This is a genomic window from Aminobacter sp. SR38 (assembly GCF_014843375.1).
Taxonomy (GTDB): Bacteria; Pseudomonadota; Alphaproteobacteria; order Rhizobiales; family Rhizobiaceae; genus Aminobacter; species Aminobacter ciceronei.
Genome location: NZ_CP062112.1, coordinates 4,854,990 through 4,877,922 on the forward strand (window position 1 = coordinate 4,854,990; position 22,933 = coordinate 4,877,922).

The window sequence follows — 22,933 nt, forward strand, 5'->3', positions numbered from 1 at the left end:
TTTATTCTCCTGCCTGCACCGGCTTGGCCGCGCCAACGCCTGGGGCTGCGGTCACCGATCTGAATTCATGCGTCACCGTGTTGCGCTCGGCTATCAGCCAGGAGCGGCAGCCGCCGCCGTGGTACCAGTACTCGCGCATGTAGCCGGCGACGTTGTCGCGCAGATAGACGTAGTCGTAGAAGGCGTCTTCGACGCCCTCGGGGCTTTCGCCGCTATCGACTGCGAAGTTGGGCCGCTTGGGCGAAGCGTCGCCGAGATAGGTGAACTCGCCATTCTCGCGTTCGCCGCAGAAAGGACATGCAATACGCATTCCGCCAGTCTCGCTTTCAGTGCAGGTTGGGTTGGGCGCCCTGGCCCTTTTCATCGATCATCGCGCCGCGACGGAACCGGTCGAGCCGGAAGCGCGCAGCCTCTGGATGCGGTTCGTCGCGCGCCAAGAGGTGGGCGAAGACGAGGCCCGAAGCCGGCGTCGCCTTGAAGCCGCCATAGCACCAGCCGGCGTTGAGATAGAGGCCGTCGATCGGCGTCTTGTCGATGATCGGCGTGCCGTCCATCGACATATCCATGATGCCGCCCCACTGGCGCAGCATGCGGACACGGCCAATCATCGGCATGACCGCCATACCGCCTTCGCAGACGTCCTCGACCACAGGCATGTTGCCGCGCTGGGCATAGGAATTGTAGCCATCGAGGTCGCCGCCGAAGACGAGGCCGCCCTTGTCGGACTGGCTGATGTAGAAGTGACCGGCGCCGAAGGTGATGACACCAGGGATCAGCGGCTTGATCGCTTCGGAGACGAAGGCCTGCAGCACGTGGCTTTCGATCGGCAGCTTCATGCCGGCCATCGCAGCAACGCGCGAGGTGTTGCCGGCGACTGCCATGCCGACCTTGCCGGCGCTGATCTTGCCGCGCGACGTCTCGACGCCAGTGACCTTGCCGCTGTGGTCGCGCACGAAGCCGGTGACTTCGCAGTTCTGGATGATGTCGACGCCGCGCTGGTCGGCGGCGCGCGCATAACCCCACACCACTGCGTCGTGGCGGGCGGTGCCGCCGCGGCGCTGCATCAGGCCACCCATGATCGGGAAGCGCGGGCTGTCGTAATTGAGGAACGGCAGTTCCTTGCGGATCTGTACGGCGTCGAGCAGCTCGGCGTCGATGCCGTTGATGCGCATGGTGTTGCCACGGCGGGCAAAGGCGTCGCGCTGGGCATCGGAATGGTAGAGGTTGATGATGCCGCGCTGGGAAACCATCGCGTTGTAATTGAGATCCTGCTCCATGCGCTCCCACAGCTTCATCGACATCTCGTAGAAGCCGGTATTGCCGGGAAGACCGTAGTTGGAGCGGATGATGGTGGTGTTTCGGCCGGCATTGCCGGAGCCGATCCAGCCCTTTTCCAGCACCGCAACGTTGCGGATGCCGTATTCGTTGGCGAGGAAATACGCCGTGGCCAAACCATGGCCGCCACCGCCGATGATGATCACGTCGTAGTGGCTCTTGGGCGCCGGATCGCGCCAGGCCCGGGTCCAGCCCTTATGGCCCGACAATGCAGCCTTGGCGAGTGAGAAGATCGAATATTTCATCGCATGTGTTCCGGCGAAATGTGAGGTGTATCCGAGGCCCGCGCCCGGTCTCCACGACCGGGCACAGCCTGTTTGGGTGCCTCAGACGTCCAGCGTGTGGTCGCGTTCCCACTGGGTGAAGTGGGAAGCGTAGGAGTTCCACTCCTGGTGCTTGAGCTTGATGTAGGCGGCGGAGAACTCCTCGCCCATCGCGGCCTTCAGCTCGCTGTCTTCGTCATAGGCGCGGAGCGCGTCGAGCAGGTTGAGCGGCAGCTTGGCACCGTGCGTGACGGTGTGGCCCTCGCGGTACATGTCGACATCGCTGCGCGGGCCGGGATCGGCCTTGGTGCGAATGCCGCTGAGGCCGGCGGCGATGATGATCGCCTGCATCAGGTACGGATTGGCGGCGCCGTCGGGCAGACGCAGTTCGAAGCGGCCAGGGCCGGGCACACGCACCATGTGGGTGCGGTTGTTGCCGGTCCAGGTCACCGTGTTCGGCGCCCAGGTGGCACCGGAGACGGTGCGCGGTGCGTTGATGCGCTTGTAGGAGTTGACGGTCGGGTTGCAGATCGCGGCGAGCGCCGAAGCATGCTTCATGATGCCGCCGAGGAAGTAGCGGCCCTTCTCCGACAGACCCAGTTCCATGTTCTTGTCGGCGAAGGCATTGGACTTGCCGGCAAGATCCCACACCGAGATGTGGGCGTGACAGCCCGAGCCGGTCAGACCCTGGAACGGCTTCGGCATGAAGGTTGCGCGCAGGCCGTGCTTTTCGGCGATCGAGCGAACCATGAACTTGAAGAAGGAGTGCTTGTCGGCGGTCTGCAGGACGTCGTCATACTCCCAGTTCATCTCGAACTGGCCGTTCGCGTCCTCATGGTCGTTCTGGTAGGGCTTCCAGCCGAGGTCGAGCATGGCGTCGCAGATTTCGGCGATGACGTCGAAGCGGCGCATCACGGCCTGCTGATCGTAGCAGGATTTTGCAGCCGTATCGTACTCGTCGGCGATCTGGTTGCCATCCGGCGTCGTCAGGAAGAATTCCGGCTCGACGCCGGTCTTGACGCGCATGCCTTCCTTGGCGGCTTCGGCGACAAGGCGCTTCAGCGTGTTGCGCGGTGCCTGGGCAACGCCCTTGCCTTCCATCAGGCAGTCCGATGCGAGCCAGGCCACTTCCGGCCGCCAGGGCAACTGGATGACCGAGAGCGGATCCGGCACGGCAAGCATGTCGGGGTGCGCCGGCGTGAGGTCCAGCCAAGTCGCGAAGCCGGCAAAGCCGGCTCCGTCCTTCTGCATGTCCGAAATGGCCTGGGCCGGTACCAGCTTGGCGCGCTGGCCGCCGAACAGGTCCGTATACGAGACCATGAAGTATCTGATGTTGCGAGCCCTTGCGAACTCTTTGAGATCGGTCACCTCTGACTGATCGATTTTGGCTTCGAAGGCCGTACCCATGAATTGCTCCTCCCAATCCTTGTGGTTTTAAAAGGGACCCTTACCAGGTACCCAGCTTGTCCCCGCAAGCGGCACGCCAGCCATGGCGGCAGCTTCGATCGAAAGAGCGCAGAGATCTTCAGGCTCGAGATTGTGCAGGTGATTTTTGCCGCAGGCACGGGCGATCGTCTGTGCCTCAAGCGTCATGACCTTCAGATAATTCGCCAGACGGCGACCAGCCGCGATCGGATCGACGCGCTTCATCAGCTCGACGTCCTGCGTGGTGATGCCGGCCGGGTCCTTGCCCTCGTGCCAATCGTCGTAGGCACCGGCGGTGGTGCCAAGCTTCTGGTATTCATCCTCCCAACGTGGGTCGTTGTCGCCGAGTGCGATAAGTGCCGCGGTACCGACCGATACTGCATCGGCACCGAGCGCCAGCGCTTTGGCCACATCCGCACCATTGCGTATGCCACCGGAGACGATGAGCTGAACCTTGCGGTGCATGCCGAGATCCTGCAGCGCCTTCACTGCCGGACGGATACAGGCAAGCGTCGGCTGGCCGACATGCTCGATGAACACTTCCTGGGTTGCTGCCGTGCCGCCCTGCATGCCGTCGAGCACGACGACGTCGGCACCGGCCTTCACTGCGAGGGCCGTGTCATAATAGGGGCGTGCGCCACCGACCTTGACGTAGATCGGCTTTTCCCAGTCGGTGATCTCACGGATTTCGAGGATCTTGATCTCGAGATCGTCCGGACCGGTCCAGTCGGGGTGGCGGCAGGCCGAGCGCTGGTCGATGCCCTTGGGCAGCGTGCGCATCTCGGCGACGCGGTCGGAGATCTTCTGACCCAGGAGCATGCCGCCGCCGCCTGGCTTTGCGCCCTGGCCGACAACGATTTCGATGGCGTCGGCGCGACGCAGGTCACGCGGGTTCATGCCGTAGCGCGACGGCAGGTACTGGTAGACGAGCTGCTTGGAGTGGCCGCGCTCTTCCTCGGTCATGCCGCCGTCGCCGGTGGTGGTCGAGGTGCCGGAGAGCGTTGCGCCGCGGCCAAGAGCTTCCTTTGCCGGGCCCGACAGCGAGCCGAAGCTCATGCCGGCAACGGTGATTGGGATCTTCAACTCGATCGGCTTCTTGGCGAAACGCGTGCCCAGGACGACTGACGTGTCGCACTTTTCACGGTAGCCTTCGAGCGGATAGCGCGAGATCGAAGCGCCGAGGAACAGCAGGTCGTCGAAATGCGGGACCTTGCGCTTCGCACCGGAGCCGCGAATGTCATAGATACCGGTCGCAGCGGCGCGACGGATTTCGGACATCGCGTATTCATCGAACGTGGCCGACTTGCGTGGCGTCGTCGGAGGATTGTGATAGCTCATAATGTTCCTCAGTAAGCGTCAGCGTTGTCGATGTTGAAGTTGTAGAGCGTGCGCGCCGAACCGTAGCGCGAGAACTCTTCCGGCTTGACGTCGGCGATGCCGGCGCGATCGAGCAGGTCCTTCAGGATGGCGATGTGCTCGGGGCGCATCTCCTTCTTGATGCAGTCGGCACCGAGGCTCTTCACCGAGCCGCGCACGAACAGGCGGGCTTCGTAGATCGAGTCGCCCAGCGCATCGCCGGCATCGCCGAGGACAACGAGGTTGCCCGACTGGGCCATGAAGGCCGACATGTGGCCGATGTTGCCACGGACAACGATGTTGATGCCCTTCATCGAAATGCCGCAGCGCGACGAGGCGTTGCCTTCGATGACAAGCAGGCCGCCGCGGCCGGTGGCGCCGGCGTACTGGCTGGCGTCGCCCTTCACGATGATCGTGCCCGACATCATGTTTTCACCGACGCCGGGGCCGGCCGAACCATGCACGGTGATCGTGCTGTTCTGGTTCATGCCGCCGCAATAGTAGCCAACGGAACCCTGCACATCGATCGAGATCGCGTGTTCGGCGCCGACGGCAACGGCGTGGCTGCCCTTGGGGTTGAGAACCTCCCAGTTCGATTCACCGGCGGCATCCTTCACATTGTGAAGAGCCTGGTTGAACTCGCGCAAAGTGATCTTGGACAGATCGAAGGTCTTCGGCGCGTAGTTGGCCTGGTGCAGAGGCGCGGTCGCAAGATTTGTTGAATGCATAATCTCAGTGCTCCCAGAAATAGACGGTGGACGGCTCGGGCTCCCAGACCTTGGCGTCTTCGATGCCTGGCAGATTGGCGAGGGCGCGATACTCGGAGCCGAAGGCGACGTACTGGTCGGTTTCGGCCATGACGGCGGGCTTGCAGGAGATCGGGTCGCGGACGACGCCGAAGCCGTTCTTGGTGCCGACGACGAAGGTGAAGAAGCCGTCGAGGTCGTTCAGGCTGCTTTCCAGCGCCTCACCGAGGTTCTGGCCGTGCGCGATCTTCGAGGACAGATAGGCTGCGGCAACTTCGGTGTCGTTTTCCGTCTCGAAGCGCATGCCGTCGCGGATCAGTTCGCGGCGCAGGTTGTTGTGGTTCGACAGCGAGCCGTTGTGCACCAGGCACTGGTCGGGGCCGGTCGAGAAGGGGTGCGCGCCGAGCGTGGTGACGGCGGATTCGGTGGCCATGCGGGTGTGGCCGATACCATGGCTGCCGCTCATCTTGGTGACGTCGAAGCGCTTCACGACTTCGACCGGCAGGCCGACTTCTTTGTAGATTTCGATCGCTTCGCCGGCGCCCATGACACGGACGCTGGGGCGCAGTTCGGCAAGTGCTGCACGGGCTTCGGCGACCTTTTCGGTCGGCACGTCGAGCACGGCATGGGTCGACTTGATCGTCGATGAAACCTTGGCACCGATCTTCTTGCCGAGCTCGGCGTCGAGACCCTTGAAATCCGCATCCGGGTTGGCCGACTGGATGGTGACCTTCGCATGACCCTTGGTGCCGCCGCCGTAGATGGCGATGCCCGCGCTATCGGGGCCACGATCGGTCATGGTTACGAGCATTTCGGACAGCAGTGCGCCCAATTGGGGCTCCAGCGACTTGTCCTTCAAAAAGAGTCCTACAATTCCGCACATCCCGGTTTCCTCACCTCATTGGCTGCCTATGACAAGCTAACAGCATGAGAGAACCTAGCAGCTTCCTTCGTCAATTTCAACTGTCATGAATGATTTATTCCTGTCAGACAAATCGAGCAGCCGTGCGTTTTGAAAAACTTGTGGCACATGCAATGAGGCAGTGCGCAAATTGCCGAGCCAATGCATCCGTCCGCCCCATGACCGCCAAGGAACTCCATCGGCGCCAAAGCTAGGAGAAGTGCGCAGTTGGCGCGGCCTGTAGGCCTAAGATGTGTGTCTAGGGGCCAAGTGGTTCGCGCGCGATCGTAGAACCAACATGTGGAGAGCTGGTGTTTGGCAAAGTGCAAGGAAAGATTGTGCTGACACCGCATCGACGTTGGAGCGCGCGGGAGGCCGCGGTGTGCAAATCACGACGCGGCCCATGGGAGGCGCTATTCCGCGGTCCAGGGCAGACATCTGCAATCACTCAGGCAATTTGAATGCTCAGGCGTTCGCTTTACGGAGTGCACTGTTGCCCACTTGAGTGTATTTATCGAGTGCATCGTGAAGCGATTTGATATCGCTTATCTTGTCGTCAGAGAACGCTCGCTCATAAATAGCTTCGAGATGCATTCGCATTATCGATTGTGCTCTATCGATGTTTCCGATCTCTAAGGCATCGATTATCTCGGTATGCTCATCTGAGTTACACTTCGTCCAATGAGGACGCCCATAGATGTAAAATACCAGCGAGCTCTGCGTCAGCAGAGGCTCAAGATACTTAGATAGAAGCTTGCTGTTAGTCATCCTGGCCAACGTTCGGTGGAAGGAGCTGGTTTGTCCCTTGTACGACGCAGGATCTTTCTCGAGATACTCATGTTCAAGCTTGACCGAATTGCGAAGCTCTTCGACTTGAGTGGCCGTCAGTTTGCCGGCAAGCGTTCGGATGACAACATCTTCCAGCTCCATGCGCATTCGCAGGATATCCCTTCCCTGCTCCATGCTAGGCTTTGCAACTGTTGCACCCTTATTCTGCTTAATCTCCACCAACTCATCGGCGGCAAGCATCTGAAGCGCAGATCTGACCGCATGTCGGCTGACGTTCAGCTGTTTGCTGATCGCTTCCTCAGGGAGTTTTGTTTCCGGAGCGAGGGCCTGCTCGATGATCGCACGCGTTAGCATGTCGTAGACCAAGTTCGCTTCGTTTTTCCGGCTTGCCATATCGTCTTTCGTCCTCATTGCAAGCAACACGTAATCGGTTGCTCGACTGCGTCTGTCCAGAGCCGACTTGAGTGCTTTCACGTCGGATCTGCAAGGGGTCTTTATCGCACAGAAACTCCCTCGACCGCAGCCGTGCGCATTGCGCGCAATTTCCCATGGATTGTTGAATATCTCCCTCACCGAATTTGCCTATTATGTCAACGAATTCCCGACATCGTGTGCGATAAATGTGATGGAGGGATGCAATTTTGGTTGGTTCAAAAGACGGCAAGGCGCGATTTGGGGCGAGGGGTGCCGGTTGAAGATTTTATATAACTATCTGAAAAAGCACGAAAATGTCGGAGATTGTGAATCAACGGAGGCGGATCGTAAGTTCTTGTTGGCTTAAGATTGTCGATTTATCGGATTAAATACGTGAAAAAATGACATTCGAAAAGTTGACAGATGTAGCAGATGGTGTTTCCTTATTCGGAGAGATCAACGCTCTGCAGGGCTCTGAAGATCTAGCAATGTGAACCGGCACCCCGTCGGTGCATGAGATCAGTGCGGTCAAATATTAGGTGGAGCCTTAACATGCAAAAATGTGATCTCTCTGTCCTGAATGGAAGAGTAATGCTGCCAGGAGGAGATCTGGTAACTGCAAACATTGGCGTTCGTGGCGGAAAAATTATTGAAATATCGTCAGAGAGCATCGATGCAGAGACAATAGTAGATGCGTCTGGAAAGGTGGTCATTCCAGGCTTAGTCGATCAGCATTTTCACTGCTGGTGGGGCTATGGGGTTGAGACACACGAAATTGCTACACGGGCAGCCGCACGCGGTGGCGTGACAACGCTGGTCGAAATGCCTCTGGACCGCCCGGCAACTATCACAAGCGAACTGCTTAGCGCGAAGTTGTCCGAGGTTGGAGACAAGTATCACGTCGACTACGCCGCAATTGGAGGATACTGCCCCGACCGCCCCGAGGAAGTCCATGCCATGGTACGGGCAGGGGTCATCTCGATAAAGATCTTCACTGGAGATGTCGCACCTCCCGGCATGTTCGCTGGCACCTCGGATGGGGAGCTTATGGATCTGATGCGGCGGGTGAAGAGCGAAAACGTCGCGCTCATGGCGCATTGTGAGAATGCGGGCATTGTAAGCGCTGAGACGGCGCGCGTCAGGGCAGAAGGCAAGACCGGGCCTGCGGCATGGGACGAAGCACGCCCGTGGTTTGCTGAGGTGGATGCCGTTCAGCGCTTGGCGACGCTTGCAAAGGCGACGGGTGCTCGCGTTATTGTGGTGCACATTTCGACCCCGGAAGCTGTCGACGTCATCACCGCCGCAAGGCGAGACGGCGTAGATATTTGGGCCGAAACGCTGCCTCATCAGTTGTGCCTGGATTTGGAGTCCGGTGGCGATGACGCGCGCCTGAAATGGAACCCACCGCCGCGGTCTCGCAAAGCCGTTGATGGACTTTGGGATCGGCTCGCCCGGGGCGAAATCCATTCAATCGCATCGGACCACGCACCTTTGACCAAGATCAACGGCGCCGACATCTGGAACCAGAACCCCGGTGCGGGCAACGTCCTGGAAACAATGCTTCCCGTGGTCGCAACTGAAGCGATCTTCAAGCGAGGGGTAAGCCTGGCGCAGCTTGTCGAGGCCATGGCGGTAAATCCAGCCAAGATTCTTGGGCTTTATCCCCGCAAGGGTGCCATTCAGGTAGGCGCTGACGCAGACCTTGTTGTCCTGGAAACAAACGGGAAGCGTGTAATCGACGGCCAAGCCTTGGAATTCTTTGACCAGACGGCCAAATGGTCACCTTACCACGGCAGGGAAGTAAGGGTTTTCCCCGTTTCCACGATCGTTCGCGGCACGGTGGTTTATCAGGACGGCGAAGTCGTAGGCCCGCTCGGGTACGGCAAATACCTCACCAAACACGTCAGCCCGTAGTGCAACTACTTGGATCGCGGATGTAGCGCTTCCAATCGATTGGCCAATTGCACGGAGCAGAACGTGAGCCAGACCTCGCATCCGAAAATTGTACGCCGGGTTTCGCCCGAAGATATCGCCACTCTGGCTCACCTTGCCGGCATACAGGTGGGCCATGAGGACTTATCGCCGCTAGCCGTTTCGCTCGAGCAGCATTTGAACGCGACGGAACTCCTCCTTCAAGCTGATCTGGAGGATGTGCTGCCTAGCATGGAGGCACGTTGGAATGTCTGACCTTGCAGATCTTACAATTCACGAGGCGTCATCGCGGATTGCGAAGGGGTCACTGACCTCCGTCAAACTAGTGGAGGCGACACTCGAGCGGATCGCACAAACAGAGCCAGCGGTGCATGCATATGCCTATGTGGGAGCAGAGCAGGCGCTCGCCGCGGCGCACCGAGCAGATGCAACCGAGCCGCGAGGCCCCCTGCATGGGATACCATTTGCAGTCAAGGATGTGCTTTTAACGAGCGACATGCCCACAGAGGCTAACTCGCGTGTACTGGCGGGGCACCGCTCCTGTAATGACGCCTGGGCAGTTGCCCGGCTTCGTGAGGCCGGAGCAATACTTGTAGGCAAACATGTTACCCACGAGTTTGCCAGTGGCCAAGACGTCCCGCCAACGCGCAATCCTTGGAACTTGGCGCACTATCCGGGAGGCTCAAGTGCCGGCAGTGGTGCCTCGATGGCCGTCGGGTCTTGTCTCTTTGCGCTTGGCACGGATGCGGGAGGCTCTGTTCGCAAACCAGCTGCGGTAACGGGCGTTGTAGGCCTAAAGCCCACTTACGGCCGCGTAAGCGCAAAGGGCACTGTGCGTGGTGCTACTGTTCCGACAGTTGAGCATGTCGGCATATTCTCACGTTCGGTGCGTGATGCAGCAATTGTGCTGAACACAATAGCTGGCGAGGATCCCGCAGATCCCAGGACGTGGCTGGGGCCGAACCCGGATTTTTGCTCAGATGCCGATGTTGAGCTTCGGGGTGTTCGGATTGGATTGCCGCGGCTCGACAGGTTCGGCCCAGCTCCCGATGAAAGCGTCGCGCGTTTGGTTGCTGATGCGATCAATGTAATCGGCAAACTCGGAGCTGAATTTGTCGAGGTGGACTTGCCTTTGGCAGAGTTGGCTCTCCCAGCTGCGACGGCAATCATCACTGGCGAGTTTGGCCCCCAACACAGGCAATGGCTGGCGCAAAAGCGGGAGCTATACAGTGAACCGGTTCGTCGTTTCATCGAGCTCTCGCTACTGACGCCCTCAGCTGATCTCCAGGCCGCCTACCGCGCTCGCCGTGCGCTGCAAGACGAGCTCTCGAAGCTGTTTGGTAGGACAGGTATTCACGCCCTCGCATTGCCGACACTGCCCTGCACATCGATGCCTCTCGACGAGATGGTCATCGCGCGGGATATGGGTCGGCTCATCCAATACACATGTCCATGGAGCCTCGTCGGCCAGCCGGCATTGAGTGTGCCATGTGGGTTTACGAGCCAGCAATTGCCGGTTGGGCTTCAATTAGTCGGTGCGCCCCTCAACGAGAAAATGATCCTGCGCATTGGGCAGGCGTTCCAAAGCGCGACCGATTGGCATGAGCGCCGTCCGGTGTTGACCAATACCTGAGGCGAAGGGCGCCGAAGGTACTAACGGGAGGAAATCAATGATAATGTTTCGTTCTTCGGTACGTGATTGGCGAACTAGCCGATCAATGAGGACCGTGCTTGGCAGCCTTACACTTGGCCTTATGGGCGCAGCGTTCAGCTCAGGAATTGCTTCGGCCGAGACTGGCGGATGCGTCAACGGCGAGGCTCAGGCGCTGATCGTCAGCGACGTCTCGGGACGCCTCGGCGTGCTCGGACCGAGCCAGTCGACTGCATCTCAAACCGTAATCGATCTGATCAACAAGGACGGCGGTTTGCTCGGTTGTAAGGTCAAGCTGACCATTAAGGACGAGCAGTTGGATCCGGCGGTTGCCGTTAGAGAGCTCAAGAAGGCTATCGCCACAAACAAGCCAAATGTGGTGTTTGGCCCGACATTGAGCAGCAGCATGCTCAGCATGGCGAAGATCACGAACGCACAAGGCATCCCGCTGTTTTCCGGTGAAGGCGGTGACGCCCAGTTCGTTATGGATGCACGCGAGCCGGGTAACTACATGGCCATCTCAACCCTGTATCAGGATGGCAGAGCAGCCGCCAAATATCTTGTTGAGAGCGGCAAATGCAAGCGATACGGCTTCCTGTATCCTGACATCGTAGCCGGCCGAGACATCGTCTCAGCCTTTCGCGGTCAGTTGGCGGAGTCGCAACCCGACGCGCAGATCGTGGTGGACCAGCCCTACAACCTGCAGAACAAGGACTTTGGGGCCATCATTCAGGCGATCTCCAGCAAGTCCCCGGACTGTGTATTTGGGAACCTGCTCGGCCCGGATTTGGGATCGGTATATAAGATATGGAACCAGCGGAAGCTGGATATCCTGACGATGTTTTACCCGGATACAGCGACGTTGAAGGCGGTTGGAAACGGCAACCTGCCTGCCAACACTTACGGGGTTATGCGAGCCAACGTCAAAACCATGGCTGCGACGCCTGTCGGGCGTGAGTTCACGGAGGCATACAAGGCTGCCAATAATGGCGCGGCTCCCGACGAGTGGGCGTACGCGGCTGCCTCAGCGGTCCAGATGTGGGCATCAATGGTAAAGGCTGCTGGTAGCTTCGACTACAACGCGCTGGATACCGCCGCGAAAAAGGGCGGGCTGACTTTCGATTCGGTCTATGGAGACGGCGTCGAAATCATGCCGAACCACCAAGCTAATGCCTGGTCCAATGTAGGCCCAGTTGTCGACGATAGCGAACTGGGGCACCCGTACTGGTCGTCCGACAGCAAGGCAATGTGGACGAAGGACGTTATCCCACAGCCCCTCTATGAAGCAATCCTTTCCGGGAAGACTTCGACGCGCTGGACGTCAGCACAATAGCAATAGGTCACGCAAGCAGTCATGGCGACAGTCATGCCTGCTTGCTTCGACCTCGTGGGAGGCATTCCTATGAATGAATTTCTGCTGCAATTACTTTCTGGAATCTCCGCGTCGGCTGTTCTGTTCCTCGTCGCATCTGGGTTTACCTTGGTGTTTGGCGCATTGCGGATCATCAACTTCGCACATGGTTCGGTCTACATGCTGGGCGCGTTCCTCGCGACTTCGATCAGCGACTTCGTTGGAACTGGAAACGTATCGTTCTGGATCAGCGCACTCCTTGCCGGCTTTTCAGTAGCTGCGCTCGGTGCGTTGATCGAAATTGTCTGCCTTCGTCGCATCTATCATCGCGATGTAGCGATTCAATTGCTCGTCACGTTTGGCCTGGTGATGATCATTGGCGGGCTAGTGCGCGGCATCTGGGGATCCGCGCCGCGACAGACTGCCATGCCTCCCTTGTTCGATGGGGGCGTCCCGATGCTTGGAACTTACTTCCCTACCTACTCGCTGTTCCTAATATGCGTAGGGAGTGCGGCGGTGATCGCGCTGTGGCTTATCATGTATCAAACCTCTCTAGGTCGACTGATCCGGGGCGCGGTCGACGACCGCCAACTTCTCGAAATGGCGGGCGTCAATGTTCCGCTCCTCTTTACGGCAGTCTTCTCTCTTGGCGCCTTCTTTGCAGGTATTGCCGGCGCTCTTGTGACCCCCCAGCAAACCATCTCTGTTGGCCTAGACCTCGACGTGATTGTTAAGGCCGTTGTCGTCGTTGTCATCGGCGGGTTGGGCAGTATCGGCGGAGCTCTTGTGGGCTCGTTGATGGTGGGTGTTGCAAGCTCGATTGCACTGATTTGGCTTCCGCCGTCCTGGTCCTTGATAGTTGTATTCGGCTTGCTTGTAACAGTGCTCGCAATTAGTCCGCAGGGCCTTTTCGGCAAGGTGAGATGATGTCGGTACAGGAAAATCAGAAAGTACCCATGGGTGAGACAATGTCACTGAACCAATTGTCTGCTGTACAGTCCGAAATGAGCGTGCTCTCGGAGACAAAACACGCAGCAGCGTGGGTGCGCCCAGTAGTTTTATTGTCAGCTATTATTTGTGCAAGCATGATGATATGTGCACCAATAATATTCCCTAGTACGATAGTGCTGGTTCTTGGCTCGGCTCTCGTTGTGGGAATGTTTTCGCTGAGTCTAAACCTTCTGTTTGGAACAAGTGGCCTGTTGACGTTTGGGCATGCTGCTTACTTCGGCATCGGCGCCTATACCGTTGCTCTTCTGGTTTCTCGACTAGAATGGAATCCGATCACTGGCTTGATCGTGGCGCCGTTCGCGGCAGCTATTGCTGCCGCGATACTTGCCCCAATCGTGCTGCGTGGGAAAGAGATCTATTTTGGTCTGCTGACACTTGGCACGGCCCAGCTTGTCTATGCAATCGCACACGGTACACCAGGATGGACTGGCGGCGATGAAGGGCTTATTGGCGATTTCCAGCCCAGCTGGGCATTCGATCTCAGCAAGCTTTATTGGTTTACCTTGGCTTGCGTGGCGGGCGGAGCGTTGGTGCTATGGATAGTGACCCGTTCACCGTTTGGGGACGCCCTGCGTGGTCTTCGCGAGAACCGTCTAAGAGCGCAGTTCATCGGCATTTCACCAATCCGCTACGAGTATGCTGCCTTCATCATGGCCGCCTTCTTTGCGGGCCTCGCCGGCGGACTGTTTACTATCTACGAAGGCCAGGTCCAGGACGCTTTGTTCTTCTGGCAGATGTCCGCGACTCCGCTGATCGTCGCGCTTCTTGGCGGGTTCGGTTACTTTCTTGGACCAGTCGTTGGCGCCATCTTCTACACGCTCCTTACGGATCAGCTCGCTTCGCGCACTGAGTTCTGGGACGTTGCTGTAGGGCTCGTGGTCGTCATCGTTGCGATTGGTATGCCCAGTGGCATCATGGGGGCGCTTGAGGCAGGTCTGCGCAACCTTCTGGGCGATGCGCGATCCCGTATACCTCAGCGTGCGACGGTAATGTCTGCGGCCCCGAGTTCGGCAGTGTCGGGCCCTCAAACGACTCGGGCTGATGCCAAAAATGCGCCAGTGCTCCTCGAAGTGTCCAATTTGACCAAGAGCTTCGGCGGCCTTCATGTTACGCATGACGTAAGTATGAAGGTCCGGAAGGGTACGATCCACGCGATCATCGGACCCAATGGTGCCGGCAAAACGACCTTCTTTAATCTGGTTACAGGGGCGCTTCGGCCAGATGCAGGAAGAGTGCAATTCGCAGGCAAGGACATCACCTTTGCCAACCCGTGGGACCGCGTCAAGCTAGGCTTGGGGCGATCGTTTCAGCAGCCGAACATTTTCCCTGCGTTGACCACAATCGATAATGTCGCACTCGCAGAGGCGAGCGTGCGTGGCAGAACTTCACGCCTGGTGGGCAAACTTCCGGCGGCTGTTCGAGACCGTGCGGCATCGATCCTTGAAAATGTCGGACTTGGCGATGTGGCGTTGGTTCGAGCAGCAGATCTCTCTCATGGTGATCAACGGACACTTGAGATCGCTATGGGTCTTGCGGTCGAAGCACAACTGCTTTGCCTCGACGAGCCTACAGCAGGTGTCGGGCCAGGCGAGACCCGTCAGGTTGTGAATGCGATCAGGCAGATCGCCCATAGTCAGGGACTCACTATCCTGTTTGTCGAGCATGACATGGAAGTCGTGTTCGGCATCGCAGATCGGATAACTGTCTTGTGCAACGGGGCGGTACTAGCCGAAGGGACGCCGGAGGAGATTAGAAGCAACCCTGACGTAATTGCCGCCTATCTCGGTTCGGATACAGCAGGAATCCACAAATGACGACCGCAGCTTACCCGGTATCCGCCGCGTTGACAGTGAATAACTTGGATGCCTTTTACGGCAAGTGCCAAGTCACGTTCGATGCACAATTGCATGTGGGGCGAGGCGAAATCGTCGCGTTGCTTGGCCGCAATGGTGCTGGCAAGACAACCACGCTCATGGCCATTGCGGGCTTTGTGACTGCGAGGCGAGGGAAAGTGTTGTTGGCAGGAAATGAGATTGCCACAGCACCAGCGTTTCGCCGCGTCCGGGCCGGACTGTCACTTGTTCCCTCTGGTTCCCGCTCCCTTGGCAGTTTGACAGTGCTCGAGAACCTGCAGACGAGCGCAGGCGTGTCCGCACGCAACGGGCAGTGGAGTATCGATAAGGTGTTTGGCCTCTTTCCCAAGCTGCGACAATTGGCGGGTTCGCAGGGACGGCAGCTGTCTGGCGGTGAGCGTCAAATGCTGGCGGTGGGACGCGCGCTCTTGTCCCAGCCCGAGGTACTCATGCTCGACGAGCCCAGTGAAGGTCTCGCTCCCCTGGTCGTAGCGGAGCTCGGGGGCATGTTGCGCCGGCTCGCCGATGCCGGACTTGCTGTCCTGCTCACTGAACAGAACCACGGTCTCGCTCTCGATATCGCCGATCGTGTCTTGTTCATGGAGAAAGGTCAAATTGCTTGGGAAGGCTCTGCGTCGGAAGCAAAAGATCCTGAGGTTCTCGGCCGATACTTGTCGGTCTGAAGGTTTTGTGTTTGGAGGATATGACATGCTGTACAATCGTGAACGAGCCATCAAGTATATGAAGGAAGCTGGCGTTTCAGCGATTATTGCCACATCGCCTAAGAGTATTACTTATTTTTCAGGCTACAGCTGGCCATTAGAATCTTCGATGCGTCAGTACATGTTTACCCCTGAAGCTTCAAGCGAGTTGATGTTTTCAGGCTTTGTCCTAATCCCTGCCGAAGGGGAGCCGACGCTCATCTTGGGTTCGCGGTTTGCGATGAATTCGGACGATGTGTGGATCCGGGACGTTCGGCTCTTTGGAGGAAATTTCCCCTTTGACCTATCGATGAGCCCAGCCGGCTTTGTCGGTAAGGCTGGGGAGGTCATGCGCGGCAACTCCTATGAAACTGCTGCGGAGGCGCTTGTCGCTGTCATGCGCGAACGTGGTCTCGCGGATGGCAGCCGGATCGGCGTTGAAATCGAGGGCATGGGCGACAGTGGGCGCTTAGCCCTTGCGGGCTTGCTGCCTGATGCAACGCTTCTGGACTGCACCAAGCTCATCAGGCTGGTCCGGATGGTCAAAACCGATGCGGAAATCGACCGGATGCGCACTGCGATCAATATTGCCGAAAGGGCGGCCACAGCAGCAATCGAGCAGGCACAACCAGATGGCACTCTCGAAGCGATCGAGAGAGAATATCGCATCCGCCTGGGCGAACATTGTGCTGACTTCGCGGCCGTCCAATTGGCGGCCGGGGGGGTTGGGCTCACTACTCAACCAACCTATGCGCCGTCGCGCAGCGAGGTCGTCTTCACCGACTGGTGCGCGATCTATCGCAACTATTGGGCTGACATTGGCATGAGCTTTATGTTCGAGGCCCCACCGGAATTGGTGCGCACGAAGGACGCGGCGCTGAAGGAATGTGTCGCTGCTGGTGGGCGCGCATTAAGACCTGGTGTGAGGTCGTCAGAGGTGTTTCGCGCAATGTGTGATGCTCTCGCCAAGGGAGGAATCGAGGGAAATGAGCCGCAAGGTCATGGTATTGGCCTCGATGTGCGTGAATATCCAATCATCGTTCCCGATTGTGGGGGGCGCATCGTCGACGATTGCATAGATGTCTCAGCAGACTTTCCGCTTGAGGAAAATATGGTGATCAATCTCGAGATCGGCCATTTCCTTCCTGCCATCGGAGCAATCCAGAACGAACAGTCCTTCATCGTTCGATCAGGCGGTGGAGAGTTGCTCATTCCCTACAGCCGACGCTCGCCTGTACTCGCACTTTGATACAGCGCAGCTGAAGTTACGAAGGTGAATGTGATGACTGGCATGGCTCAATGGCCAAGGCTCGATCGCGCGAGCGTTGCGAGCTTGGTAGATGAAATTTGTGGCATTGGTAATCGTTTCGTGGGCACAGCTGGAGAGGCTGCAGCTCGCTCGTTCCTGCTCGACCGCTTCAATGCGGCGGGTCTGCAACGAGTCCGGACAGAACCAGTGGAATTGTTGTCATACGAGGCTGTTGGGGCGACGTGCGAGATACTAAAGCCTTTCCAGACGCTTCGAGCCGTCGGCCTGCAGTACACTGCGAGTGCTCAGGCGGAGGGCGTAGCGATCTATGTTGGACGGCCCTCCAGCATTGACGACTTGACGGATATCCTCGCGCGATTGCCCCCGTTGAATGGGCGGATAGCTGTGATGCATTCGTACTGGCCATGGCTATTTGCAGAGCTCTTGGTGAAGAAGGGGGTCGCCGGCATTGTCGTCATAAGTGAGACGCCGGGTGGAACGATTTCTCACTTGACGGCACAGTTGTATCCAGTGCCGACGGCGCCGAGTTTCGAGGGCAGGCCGCTCGCCGTGCCAGGCGTCACAATCGACCGAGACGATGGTGCGCAACTGCTGACTTACGTCGCCAACGGCGTCGTTCGCCTGCGGATCGAACATAGCGCCAGGTACAAGCCGTTTACATCGGGTAATGTGGTAGGGGAAATCCCTGGCGCAACCGACGAATGCGTCGTGGTGGGAGCCCACTACGATACGCAACTTGAGGGAGTTGGAGCGCAGGACAATGCGACGGGTCTTGCAGCGCTTGTCGCACTTGCGGACCGGTGGGTCGGACAAGATTTCAGACGAACATTGAAGCTTGTTGCGTTCTGTGCCGAAGAACCCGGCATGTGGGGCGCAACGGACTACTGCCGCAGACACGAGGCAGATCTCAGGTCAACGGTCGCGATGATCAATCTTGACGCATTGGCATGGGCGCTCCCCGGCCGGCGCGCGCTGCTGGCCGATCCGGGCATCGCAGACTATGCCGTTGCGCGAGCGGCAGAGATTGGGTGGGAGATTGAAGATCTCACCAACGCTAGCCTTCTTCGCGCCGCAGATCTCAATCCGTTTATCGATGCTGGGGTGCCCGCTTGCTGGTTTTGGCGATTTCCTCCTCAGCATCCCTACTATCATAGTTCGGGCGACGTTCCCGCATTGCTTGATATGGCGGCCGTGTCCGAGGTCGCCAATGTGGCTGCCTATACAGCCTACGCGCTACTCAATGACGAAGAACTCAACCTTGGTCGCGCACAGGGCCTTGGCGCCGAGGAAGACCCCCGTGGCAGCAGCGATCGTGGAGATTGCAGCGGCCTTCTGGATGATTTGGACAAGCACCTGGAACAATTGCGACATCGGTTGGGGACGATGAGAGTGACGCTGCGTCTTGATGTGGACGGGCGGAACTTCCCTGTAGTTGGAGAGGCGGTCGCAGAAGGCTCCCCGTCCATCAAACATGATGAAAGTGTCGATCAACGGGGTGCCGCCACTGCACAATGGGTAATCCAAACGCGGAAGGTTCTGGTGCAATCGGAGTTTTCCAACTCACAAGTTCGTCCTCCCGCCGCGCTTGTTGATGCCTATGGTGTCGAAGCACAGATGTTGGCACCTGTAGTGCATAACGATCACGTTGCCGGTTGGATATCAGTACATTCCTCCACCAGGCGAGACTGGAGCGCAGCCGACGTCTCTCAGGCAGAAGCGGAAGCGTCGAATATTTCTGAAAATCTGCCTTCGATTTGCCAGTCTCTCCAGGAAACACGTGGGTGGAAGGTTATTCTGGAGTCTTCTCCATCATAACTCGGCATCTGCAAAGTTCTTACTTTCGAAAACGAGAGGAATGAAAGCGTGGGTCACGTTGATACTACACTGAAGTCGCTTCAACAGCTCAAAAAGATTGGCCATATCACGCCGTCTTCGAACACGGCGTTGGAGACGATCACGTCTCTGATGAATGTGGGATTGGCAAATCGCTGCTCTCATCATTTTGCTCGGCTGCGCGTAAAGGCTGTTCGGCTCGATCAAGCGACGGAAGCACAGTTTGCGCTCGATACTATGGTCGCAGCGGCAGAGCTTCTGGCAGACGCTCCCCTGGATGCGATCGTATGGAACGGAACGTCGGCATCGTGGCTTGGGCTGCAGCGCGATGAAGAGTTGTGCCAGAGGATTTCGGAACGTACTGGCCTTCGGGCATCCACCGCTACGCTCGCGTTTCACGAAGTGTTCCGATCAATGGGAGCTACGCGGATAGGCCTGGCCGTTCCTTATGTCGACGAAGTCACCACCAAAATCTGTGAAGTGTACGGTCGACTTGGCGTAAATGTCGTGTCGCACTCTTCGTTGAGGCAGTCCGTGAACCTCGACATCGGCAACAATTCGATGGACGACATTCGCAAGCTATTGCGTGCTGCAGACTCCCCAGAGGCTGACTGCATTGCAGTCGTATGTACCAACCTTCCGGCGACGCTGCTTGTCGAGGAGATGGAGCGGGAACTTGGCAAGCCTATCATCGATTCAATTGCTGTGACGTTCTGGAAGGGATGCATGCTTGCAGGAATTGATCCGACAATGAGCAATTGGGGTGCGCTCATGAGGGGTGAACTTACCGGCTAGCAATAGTTACGCTCGGCACAGACGGCTAGCTCGCCTCAGCGGAAAGTCCCGCTTTCTTGCCTACAGTTAGGCGGCCGCTCTATCTAAGCAAGAGCTCGGGCCGCCTTTCAAGGCTTACATGTGCCGACGAATGAAGAAACGAACGTGCTCCGGCAGTACCCACACCTGTCCCCATATATCAGGCTGACCTGCTGCTCCATAGACGACAGTATCTAGATAAAGCACTGGTCCTCCAGCCGCGGTTCCTAGATGGCTTGCGATCTCAGAGTCAAGTATTTGCGGAGCCACCTCCAAGTCGGCGTAATTTAACTCGAGCTCTGAATGCAACAACAATGCGTCAAGAAGCGAGCCTCTGAATTCATTCCGAAGCAGATCTAGATCGACAATCGTCGTCGGTAGCCAGTCTATCGTCCACGCGATTTTTGTGCCATCAAGCGTTTTTGAGCGCTGAACGTAATATACTGGATCGCCTACGGGTAGGCGTAGCTTAGTGCTTATTTCTGGCGTTACGATACCTTGGCCCCACTTTAGGTCCTCGGTGTCAAGAAGCTTGCCGGCGTCGCTCGCAGCCTTGTCCAGAGACGCAAGCCTATCGAGATGATGCACAATTGCCGACGAAGCAGGCGTCTGCGGCAGTACAGTTGCGCCCACTCCATTTCGAACGCTTACAACGCCTCGATCATGAAGGCTTTTGACCGCAGCCCTCAACGTAACTCTTGAGACGTCATACTTTTCAGTCAGTTCCTTTTCGCTCGGCAGAAGTGAACCGGGCTTGACCTTTTCGCTGGCAATGAAGTCATGAATAATCCGCTCGCAGACTTCATTTGATAGCGAGCGCTTCCGCCTCGATAAGTTAACACGTTCCATTCTTTTGTCTCCTGTGAGTATCAGGTTTGATAGAAACGCCAAACCTGATACTCGATGCCCACCAATACCTGGACGGGGTATCAAGTGCGCCGCGTATACAACAGCGTTAGGCTACCGATGAGCCTCCGTGTTGCTCATAGGCCTGCGCATTAGGCGAGTTTCCCCGACGCGCGGAATCGCATCACACCACCGTCCGGAAATACGTTGAAGCGCAAGTGAGATACGCCGCCAAGATCGAGAATCTCCCGTTCAAATACATGCCGCTTGTGCATCTCCAACTTTTGTTCCGGAAGCAATACCCGCCAGAACATGCTTTGCGTGACTATCCCAGGCACGTCTACTCCGCTCAGGTCGGCGGCCAGCACAGAGCATCTGTCTGGATAGTTCCCGCGGAAATGCGCTGTGTCTACCTCAATCTCCGAAATGCGGCCTCGGTGGCCCAACTCAATTACCACCCATTCGTTGCCCGGGCTGCGCCGCCGGCGTGTCTCCCATCCGTCGATGGGAGAATCCCCGGATCCAGGCAAGAGCAGATTGTTGGGCGACCCGTAGTGTTGGTCGCTGGCTGCCAGGGCGCGGCCACCAAGTCGCAAGGCTGAGAGTTCATGTGCTGCACTTTGGTTTGCCTTTTCCCAATCTACCGCCGCTTCGCCATATACCCTGAGCCTAGCTACGCCTCCATCGGGATAAATATTCAGCCGAATATGAGTGAAGGCCCCTGGATGTGAGGCCGGCAAAAAATGATGTGAATTGCCGGAAAGTTCCGTGGCCGGCAGGATTTCAGCCCATTGGGTATCGTCCGCCGGGATTTTTTGCGCTGAGAAGCAGCCTTCAATCGAAGCGGCCGGAGGGAAATTCCCGGTAAAGTGGCTGGTATCGATGTCGAAGCCGTGAATGATGCCCGGTATCCCAAGCTTCACGATGCAGTAATCGTGCCCTTCGGTCCTGCGACGTCGCGTCTCCCATCCGTCCATATACAAGCCTGGCCGCGTATCGTCCTTCTTGCCAAAAACAAATACCGGACTGGCCGGGCTCAACATTCTTTCCTTTGAAGCAAAAAACTCATCATTGGCAAAGACAGCTTCGGCACCAAGCTGCGGGCTCGCCAAATTGATGTAGCTGCTCGCAAAGTCTGGTTGTGTGCTTTTTGTCACCTCTGGATCTCCCGTTGTGGTCGCTGCGTAGCGCCTTGACACTGTTGGCGCTCTCAATTACGGTACACCCTGTTAGCTAGGTAGTAAACAGCTATCGATAGGTTAGACAGCGCAAAAAAGGGCTTGAGCCTGCTGCGGACCAGGGAACAGTTGGAGGAGCGATATCGTGCCGACGTTGGCCTTGACTGGGGATGTCATCCCGCTTGAGCAATTGCGAAGCGACGCCCAAATGGCGGATGTCCATGCGGTGCTGCGGCATCTTCATGACGCCGACCTGGCCATTGGCAACTTTGAGATGCCGCTCACTGGCGCAGTGAAGCCGCTTCAGAAGCTGCTGAACATACGCGCGGATCCATCGATTGCGTCTGACCTTGATGCGCTAGGTTTAGACGTTGTCACAGTCGCCAACAATCACACTGTCGACTATGGCTGGGAGGGCCTGCAAGATACCCTGCATTGCTTGCGGTCTGCAGGTCTTCACACAATCGGGGCCGGCGGAACATTACGCGAGGCCATTGCACCGGCAGAGGTTGTTCTCAGCGGAACTCGCGTGGGAGTGCTGGCTTTCTCTTGCCTTGTGCCGACAGGGGCTGGCGCGGCAGAGCAGAGGCCTGGGATCGCTGGCCTGAAGGTGGTGACCTCTTACGAGATCGATCCATATTATCAGATGGAAGAGCCGGGCGACCTGTCGGCTGTACGGGTTCGCACTCATGTCCATGACAGCGACTTGGCATTTGCCAGCGAGTGTGTCCGCGAATGCCGTTCTCGCTTCGATTTCTTGATTGTGACCGTTCATTGGGGCTTCGGCTCTGGCGATGAGTTGGCGGAGTACCAGCAGCCGCTGGCCCATGGGTTGATCGACGCGGGCGCCGACCTCATTCACGGCCACCATCCCCATGCGATCCATCCGATAGAATTCTACCGGAACAAACCAATTCTGTACGGTTTGGGAACGCTGGTCGGTCAGCAGGTCTTTATGGAAGCGGATCCTAAGGTCAAGAAGCTTTGGAGCGAGATGTCGGCCGAGGGTTATGTCGCTCTGTATCGCTCACAAGCGAGCGAGGACACCCAACTCCGCCTCATTCCTCACATCCTCAACGCAAGGCGGTTGCCTGAGCTTGCGAAAGGAGATGCGCTGGATCAGCTGCTCTCTCGGCTCAAGCGCTTGTCAAGTCCGTTCGGAACAGTAATAGAAATAAGCAACGGCGTTATTGTTGCTAGAAAGGGGTATGAATAGTCTCTGGTGATCTAGGTTTCTTCAACAAGAAAAACTGTGATAGAAAAAG

20 protein-coding genes are annotated in these 22,933 nt (G+C 57.7%); 11 read left to right on the top strand and 9 right to left on the bottom strand.

The window, feature by feature from the left end; translation table 11 throughout:
* Position 1 precedes the first annotated feature (1 nt).
* The 7 genes from IG197_RS23865 to IG197_RS23895 all read right to left on the bottom strand — a co-directional run bounded on the left by IG197_RS23865 (position 2) and on the right by IG197_RS23895 (position 7,289).
* On the bottom strand, positions 2–310 hold the full coding sequence (locus IG197_RS23865; protein ID WP_067967931.1) for a sarcosine oxidase subunit delta: 309 nt from the start codon (positions 308–310) through the stop codon (positions 2–4).
* A gap of 16 nt (positions 311–326) precedes the next feature.
* Positions 327–1,580, bottom strand: coding sequence for a sarcosine oxidase subunit beta family protein (locus IG197_RS23870; RefSeq protein WP_192315331.1), 1,254 nt, complete (start codon positions 1,578–1,580; stop codon positions 327–329).
* An 81-nt stretch (positions 1,581–1,661) separates the two neighbouring features.
* The gene (gene glnT, locus IG197_RS23875) at positions 1,662–3,005 is read right to left on the bottom strand and encodes a type III glutamate--ammonia ligase (RefSeq protein WP_067967923.1); all 1,344 of its coding nucleotides are present in this window, start codon (positions 3,003–3,005) and stop codon (positions 1,662–1,664) included.
* Between the two features lie 27 nt (positions 3,006–3,032).
* The gene (locus tag IG197_RS23880; RefSeq protein WP_182576238.1) at positions 3,033–4,361 is read right to left on the bottom strand and encodes an FMN-binding glutamate synthase family protein; all 1,329 of its coding nucleotides are present in this window, start codon (positions 4,359–4,361) and stop codon (positions 3,033–3,035) included.
* An 8-nt stretch (positions 4,362–4,369) separates the two neighbouring features.
* Entirely contained in the window at positions 4,370–5,107 is a 738-nt protein-coding gene (locus tag IG197_RS23885; RefSeq protein ID WP_192315333.1) for a GXGXG domain-containing protein, read from the bottom strand.
* 4 nt (positions 5,108–5,111) lie between these two features.
* Positions 5,112–6,008, bottom strand: coding sequence for a glutamine amidotransferase family protein (locus IG197_RS23890; protein ID WP_192315334.1), 897 nt, complete (start codon positions 6,006–6,008; stop codon positions 5,112–5,114).
* Between the two features lie 483 nt (positions 6,009–6,491).
* Entirely contained in the window at positions 6,492–7,289 is a 798-nt protein-coding gene (locus tag IG197_RS23895) for a GntR family transcriptional regulator (RefSeq protein ID WP_192315335.1), read from the bottom strand.
* A 492-nt stretch (positions 7,290–7,781) separates the two neighbouring features.
* Between IG197_RS23895 and IG197_RS23900 the strand changes: the two genes are divergently transcribed.
* The 10 genes from IG197_RS23900 to IG197_RS23945 all read left to right on the top strand — a co-directional run bounded on the left by IG197_RS23900 (position 7,782) and on the right by IG197_RS23945 (position 19,626).
* Complete coding sequence (locus tag IG197_RS23900; RefSeq protein ID WP_192315336.1) at positions 7,782–9,143, top strand: dihydroorotase family protein; 1,362 nt, start codon at positions 7,782–7,784, stop codon at positions 9,141–9,143.
* 63 nt (positions 9,144–9,206) lie between these two features.
* Positions 9,207–9,416 carry a hypothetical protein gene (locus tag IG197_RS23905; protein ID WP_192315338.1) on the top strand — a complete coding sequence of 70 codons (210 nt, stop codon included), beginning with the start codon at positions 9,207–9,209 and terminating at the stop codon, positions 9,414–9,416.
* Entirely contained in the window at positions 9,409–10,794 is a 1,386-nt protein-coding gene (locus IG197_RS23910; protein ID WP_192315340.1) for an amidase, read from the top strand. The genes IG197_RS23905 and IG197_RS23910 overlap by 8 nt, the downstream gene beginning before the upstream one ends.
* Positions 10,795–10,879: 85 nt before the next feature.
* A complete protein-coding gene (locus IG197_RS23915; protein ID WP_192315342.1) occupies positions 10,880–12,145 on the top strand; it encodes an ABC transporter substrate-binding protein in 1,266 nt (421 codons plus the stop codon).
* A gap of 69 nt (positions 12,146–12,214) precedes the next feature.
* Positions 12,215–13,090: a branched-chain amino acid ABC transporter permease gene (locus IG197_RS23920; RefSeq protein ID WP_192315344.1), complete on the top strand. Its 876-nt coding sequence runs from the start codon at positions 12,215–12,217 to the stop codon at positions 13,088–13,090.
* Complete coding sequence (locus IG197_RS23925; RefSeq protein ID WP_192315346.1) at positions 13,087–14,988, top strand: ATP-binding cassette domain-containing protein; 1,902 nt, start codon at positions 13,087–13,089, stop codon at positions 14,986–14,988. Before IG197_RS23920 ends, IG197_RS23925 begins: the two co-directional genes overlap by 4 nt.
* A complete protein-coding gene (locus IG197_RS23930) occupies positions 14,985–15,710 on the top strand; it encodes an ABC transporter ATP-binding protein (RefSeq protein ID WP_182576103.1) in 726 nt (241 codons plus the stop codon). Before IG197_RS23925 ends, IG197_RS23930 begins: the two co-directional genes overlap by 4 nt.
* A gap of 25 nt (positions 15,711–15,735) precedes the next feature.
* The gene (locus IG197_RS23935) at positions 15,736–16,977 is read left to right on the top strand and encodes a Xaa-Pro peptidase family protein (RefSeq protein WP_182576102.1); all 1,242 of its coding nucleotides are present in this window, start codon (positions 15,736–15,738) and stop codon (positions 16,975–16,977) included.
* Between the two features lie 33 nt (positions 16,978–17,010).
* Positions 17,011–18,813, top strand: a complete 1,803-nt coding sequence (locus IG197_RS23940; protein WP_192315348.1) for a M28 family peptidase — start codon at positions 17,011–17,013, stop codon at positions 18,811–18,813.
* A gap of 48 nt (positions 18,814–18,861) precedes the next feature.
* Entirely contained in the window at positions 18,862–19,626 is a 765-nt protein-coding gene (locus IG197_RS23945; RefSeq protein ID WP_182576100.1) for an Asp/Glu/hydantoin racemase, read from the top strand.
* A gap of 114 nt (positions 19,627–19,740) precedes the next feature.
* Here the strand turns inward: IG197_RS23945 and IG197_RS23950 are convergent, their stop codons facing one another.
* Positions 19,741–20,493: a GntR family transcriptional regulator gene (locus IG197_RS23950; RefSeq protein WP_182576099.1), complete on the bottom strand. Its 753-nt coding sequence runs from the start codon at positions 20,491–20,493 to the stop codon at positions 19,741–19,743.
* A 149-nt stretch (positions 20,494–20,642) separates the two neighbouring features.
* Positions 20,643–21,647, bottom strand: coding sequence for an allantoicase (gene alc, locus IG197_RS23955; protein ID WP_182576098.1), 1,005 nt, complete (start codon positions 21,645–21,647; stop codon positions 20,643–20,645).
* A 166-nt stretch (positions 21,648–21,813) separates the two neighbouring features.
* On the opposite strand from alc, the gene IG197_RS23960 reads away from it, so the two are divergent.
* Positions 21,814–22,884, top strand: coding sequence for a CapA family protein (locus tag IG197_RS23960; protein ID WP_182576097.1), 1,071 nt, complete (start codon positions 21,814–21,816; stop codon positions 22,882–22,884).
* Positions 22,885–22,933: the final 49 nt, after the last annotated feature.

What these genes read in the sequence shown, in the direction of transcription:
- IG197_RS23865 (WP_067967931.1), bottom strand. Translation starts at nt 310, where the DNA reads ATGCGTATTGCATGTCCTTTCTGCGGCGAACGCGAGAATGGCGAGTTC.
- IG197_RS23870 (WP_192315331.1), bottom strand. Translation starts at nt 1,580, where the DNA reads ATGAAATATTCGATCTTCTCACTCGCCAAGGCTGCATTGTCGGGCCAT.
- glnT (WP_067967923.1), bottom strand. Translation starts at nt 3,005, where the DNA reads ATGGGTACGGCCTTCGAAGCCAAAATCGATCAGTCAGAGGTGACCGAT.
- IG197_RS23880 (WP_182576238.1), bottom strand. Translation starts at nt 4,361, where the DNA reads ATGAGCTATCACAATCCTCCGACGACGCCACGCAAGTCGGCCACGTTC.
- IG197_RS23885 (WP_192315333.1), bottom strand. Translation starts at nt 5,107, where the DNA reads ATGCATTCAACAAATCTTGCGACCGCGCCTCTGCACCAGGCCAACTAC.
- IG197_RS23890 (WP_192315334.1), bottom strand. Translation starts at nt 6,008, where the DNA reads ATGTGCGGAATTGTAGGACTCTTTTTGAAGGACAAGTCGCTGGAGCCC.
- IG197_RS23900 (WP_192315336.1), top strand. Translation starts at nt 7,782, where the DNA reads ATGCAAAAATGTGATCTCTCTGTCCTGAATGGAAGAGTAATGCTGCCA.
- IG197_RS23910 (WP_192315340.1), top strand. Translation starts at nt 9,409, where the DNA reads ATGTCTGACCTTGCAGATCTTACAATTCACGAGGCGTCATCGCGGATT.
- IG197_RS23915 (WP_192315342.1), top strand. Translation starts at nt 10,880, where the DNA reads ATGAGGACCGTGCTTGGCAGCCTTACACTTGGCCTTATGGGCGCAGCG.
- IG197_RS23920 (WP_192315344.1), top strand. Translation starts at nt 12,215, where the DNA reads ATGAATGAATTTCTGCTGCAATTACTTTCTGGAATCTCCGCGTCGGCT.
- IG197_RS23925 (WP_192315346.1), top strand. Translation starts at nt 13,087, where the DNA reads ATGATGTCGGTACAGGAAAATCAGAAAGTACCCATGGGTGAGACAATG.
- IG197_RS23930 (WP_182576103.1), top strand. Translation starts at nt 14,985, where the DNA reads ATGACGACCGCAGCTTACCCGGTATCCGCCGCGTTGACAGTGAATAAC.
- IG197_RS23935 (WP_182576102.1), top strand. Translation starts at nt 15,736, where the DNA reads ATGCTGTACAATCGTGAACGAGCCATCAAGTATATGAAGGAAGCTGGC.
- IG197_RS23940 (WP_192315348.1), top strand. Translation starts at nt 17,011, where the DNA reads ATGACTGGCATGGCTCAATGGCCAAGGCTCGATCGCGCGAGCGTTGCG.
- IG197_RS23950 (WP_182576099.1), bottom strand. Translation starts at nt 20,493, where the DNA reads ATGGAACGTGTTAACTTATCGAGGCGGAAGCGCTCGCTATCAAATGAA.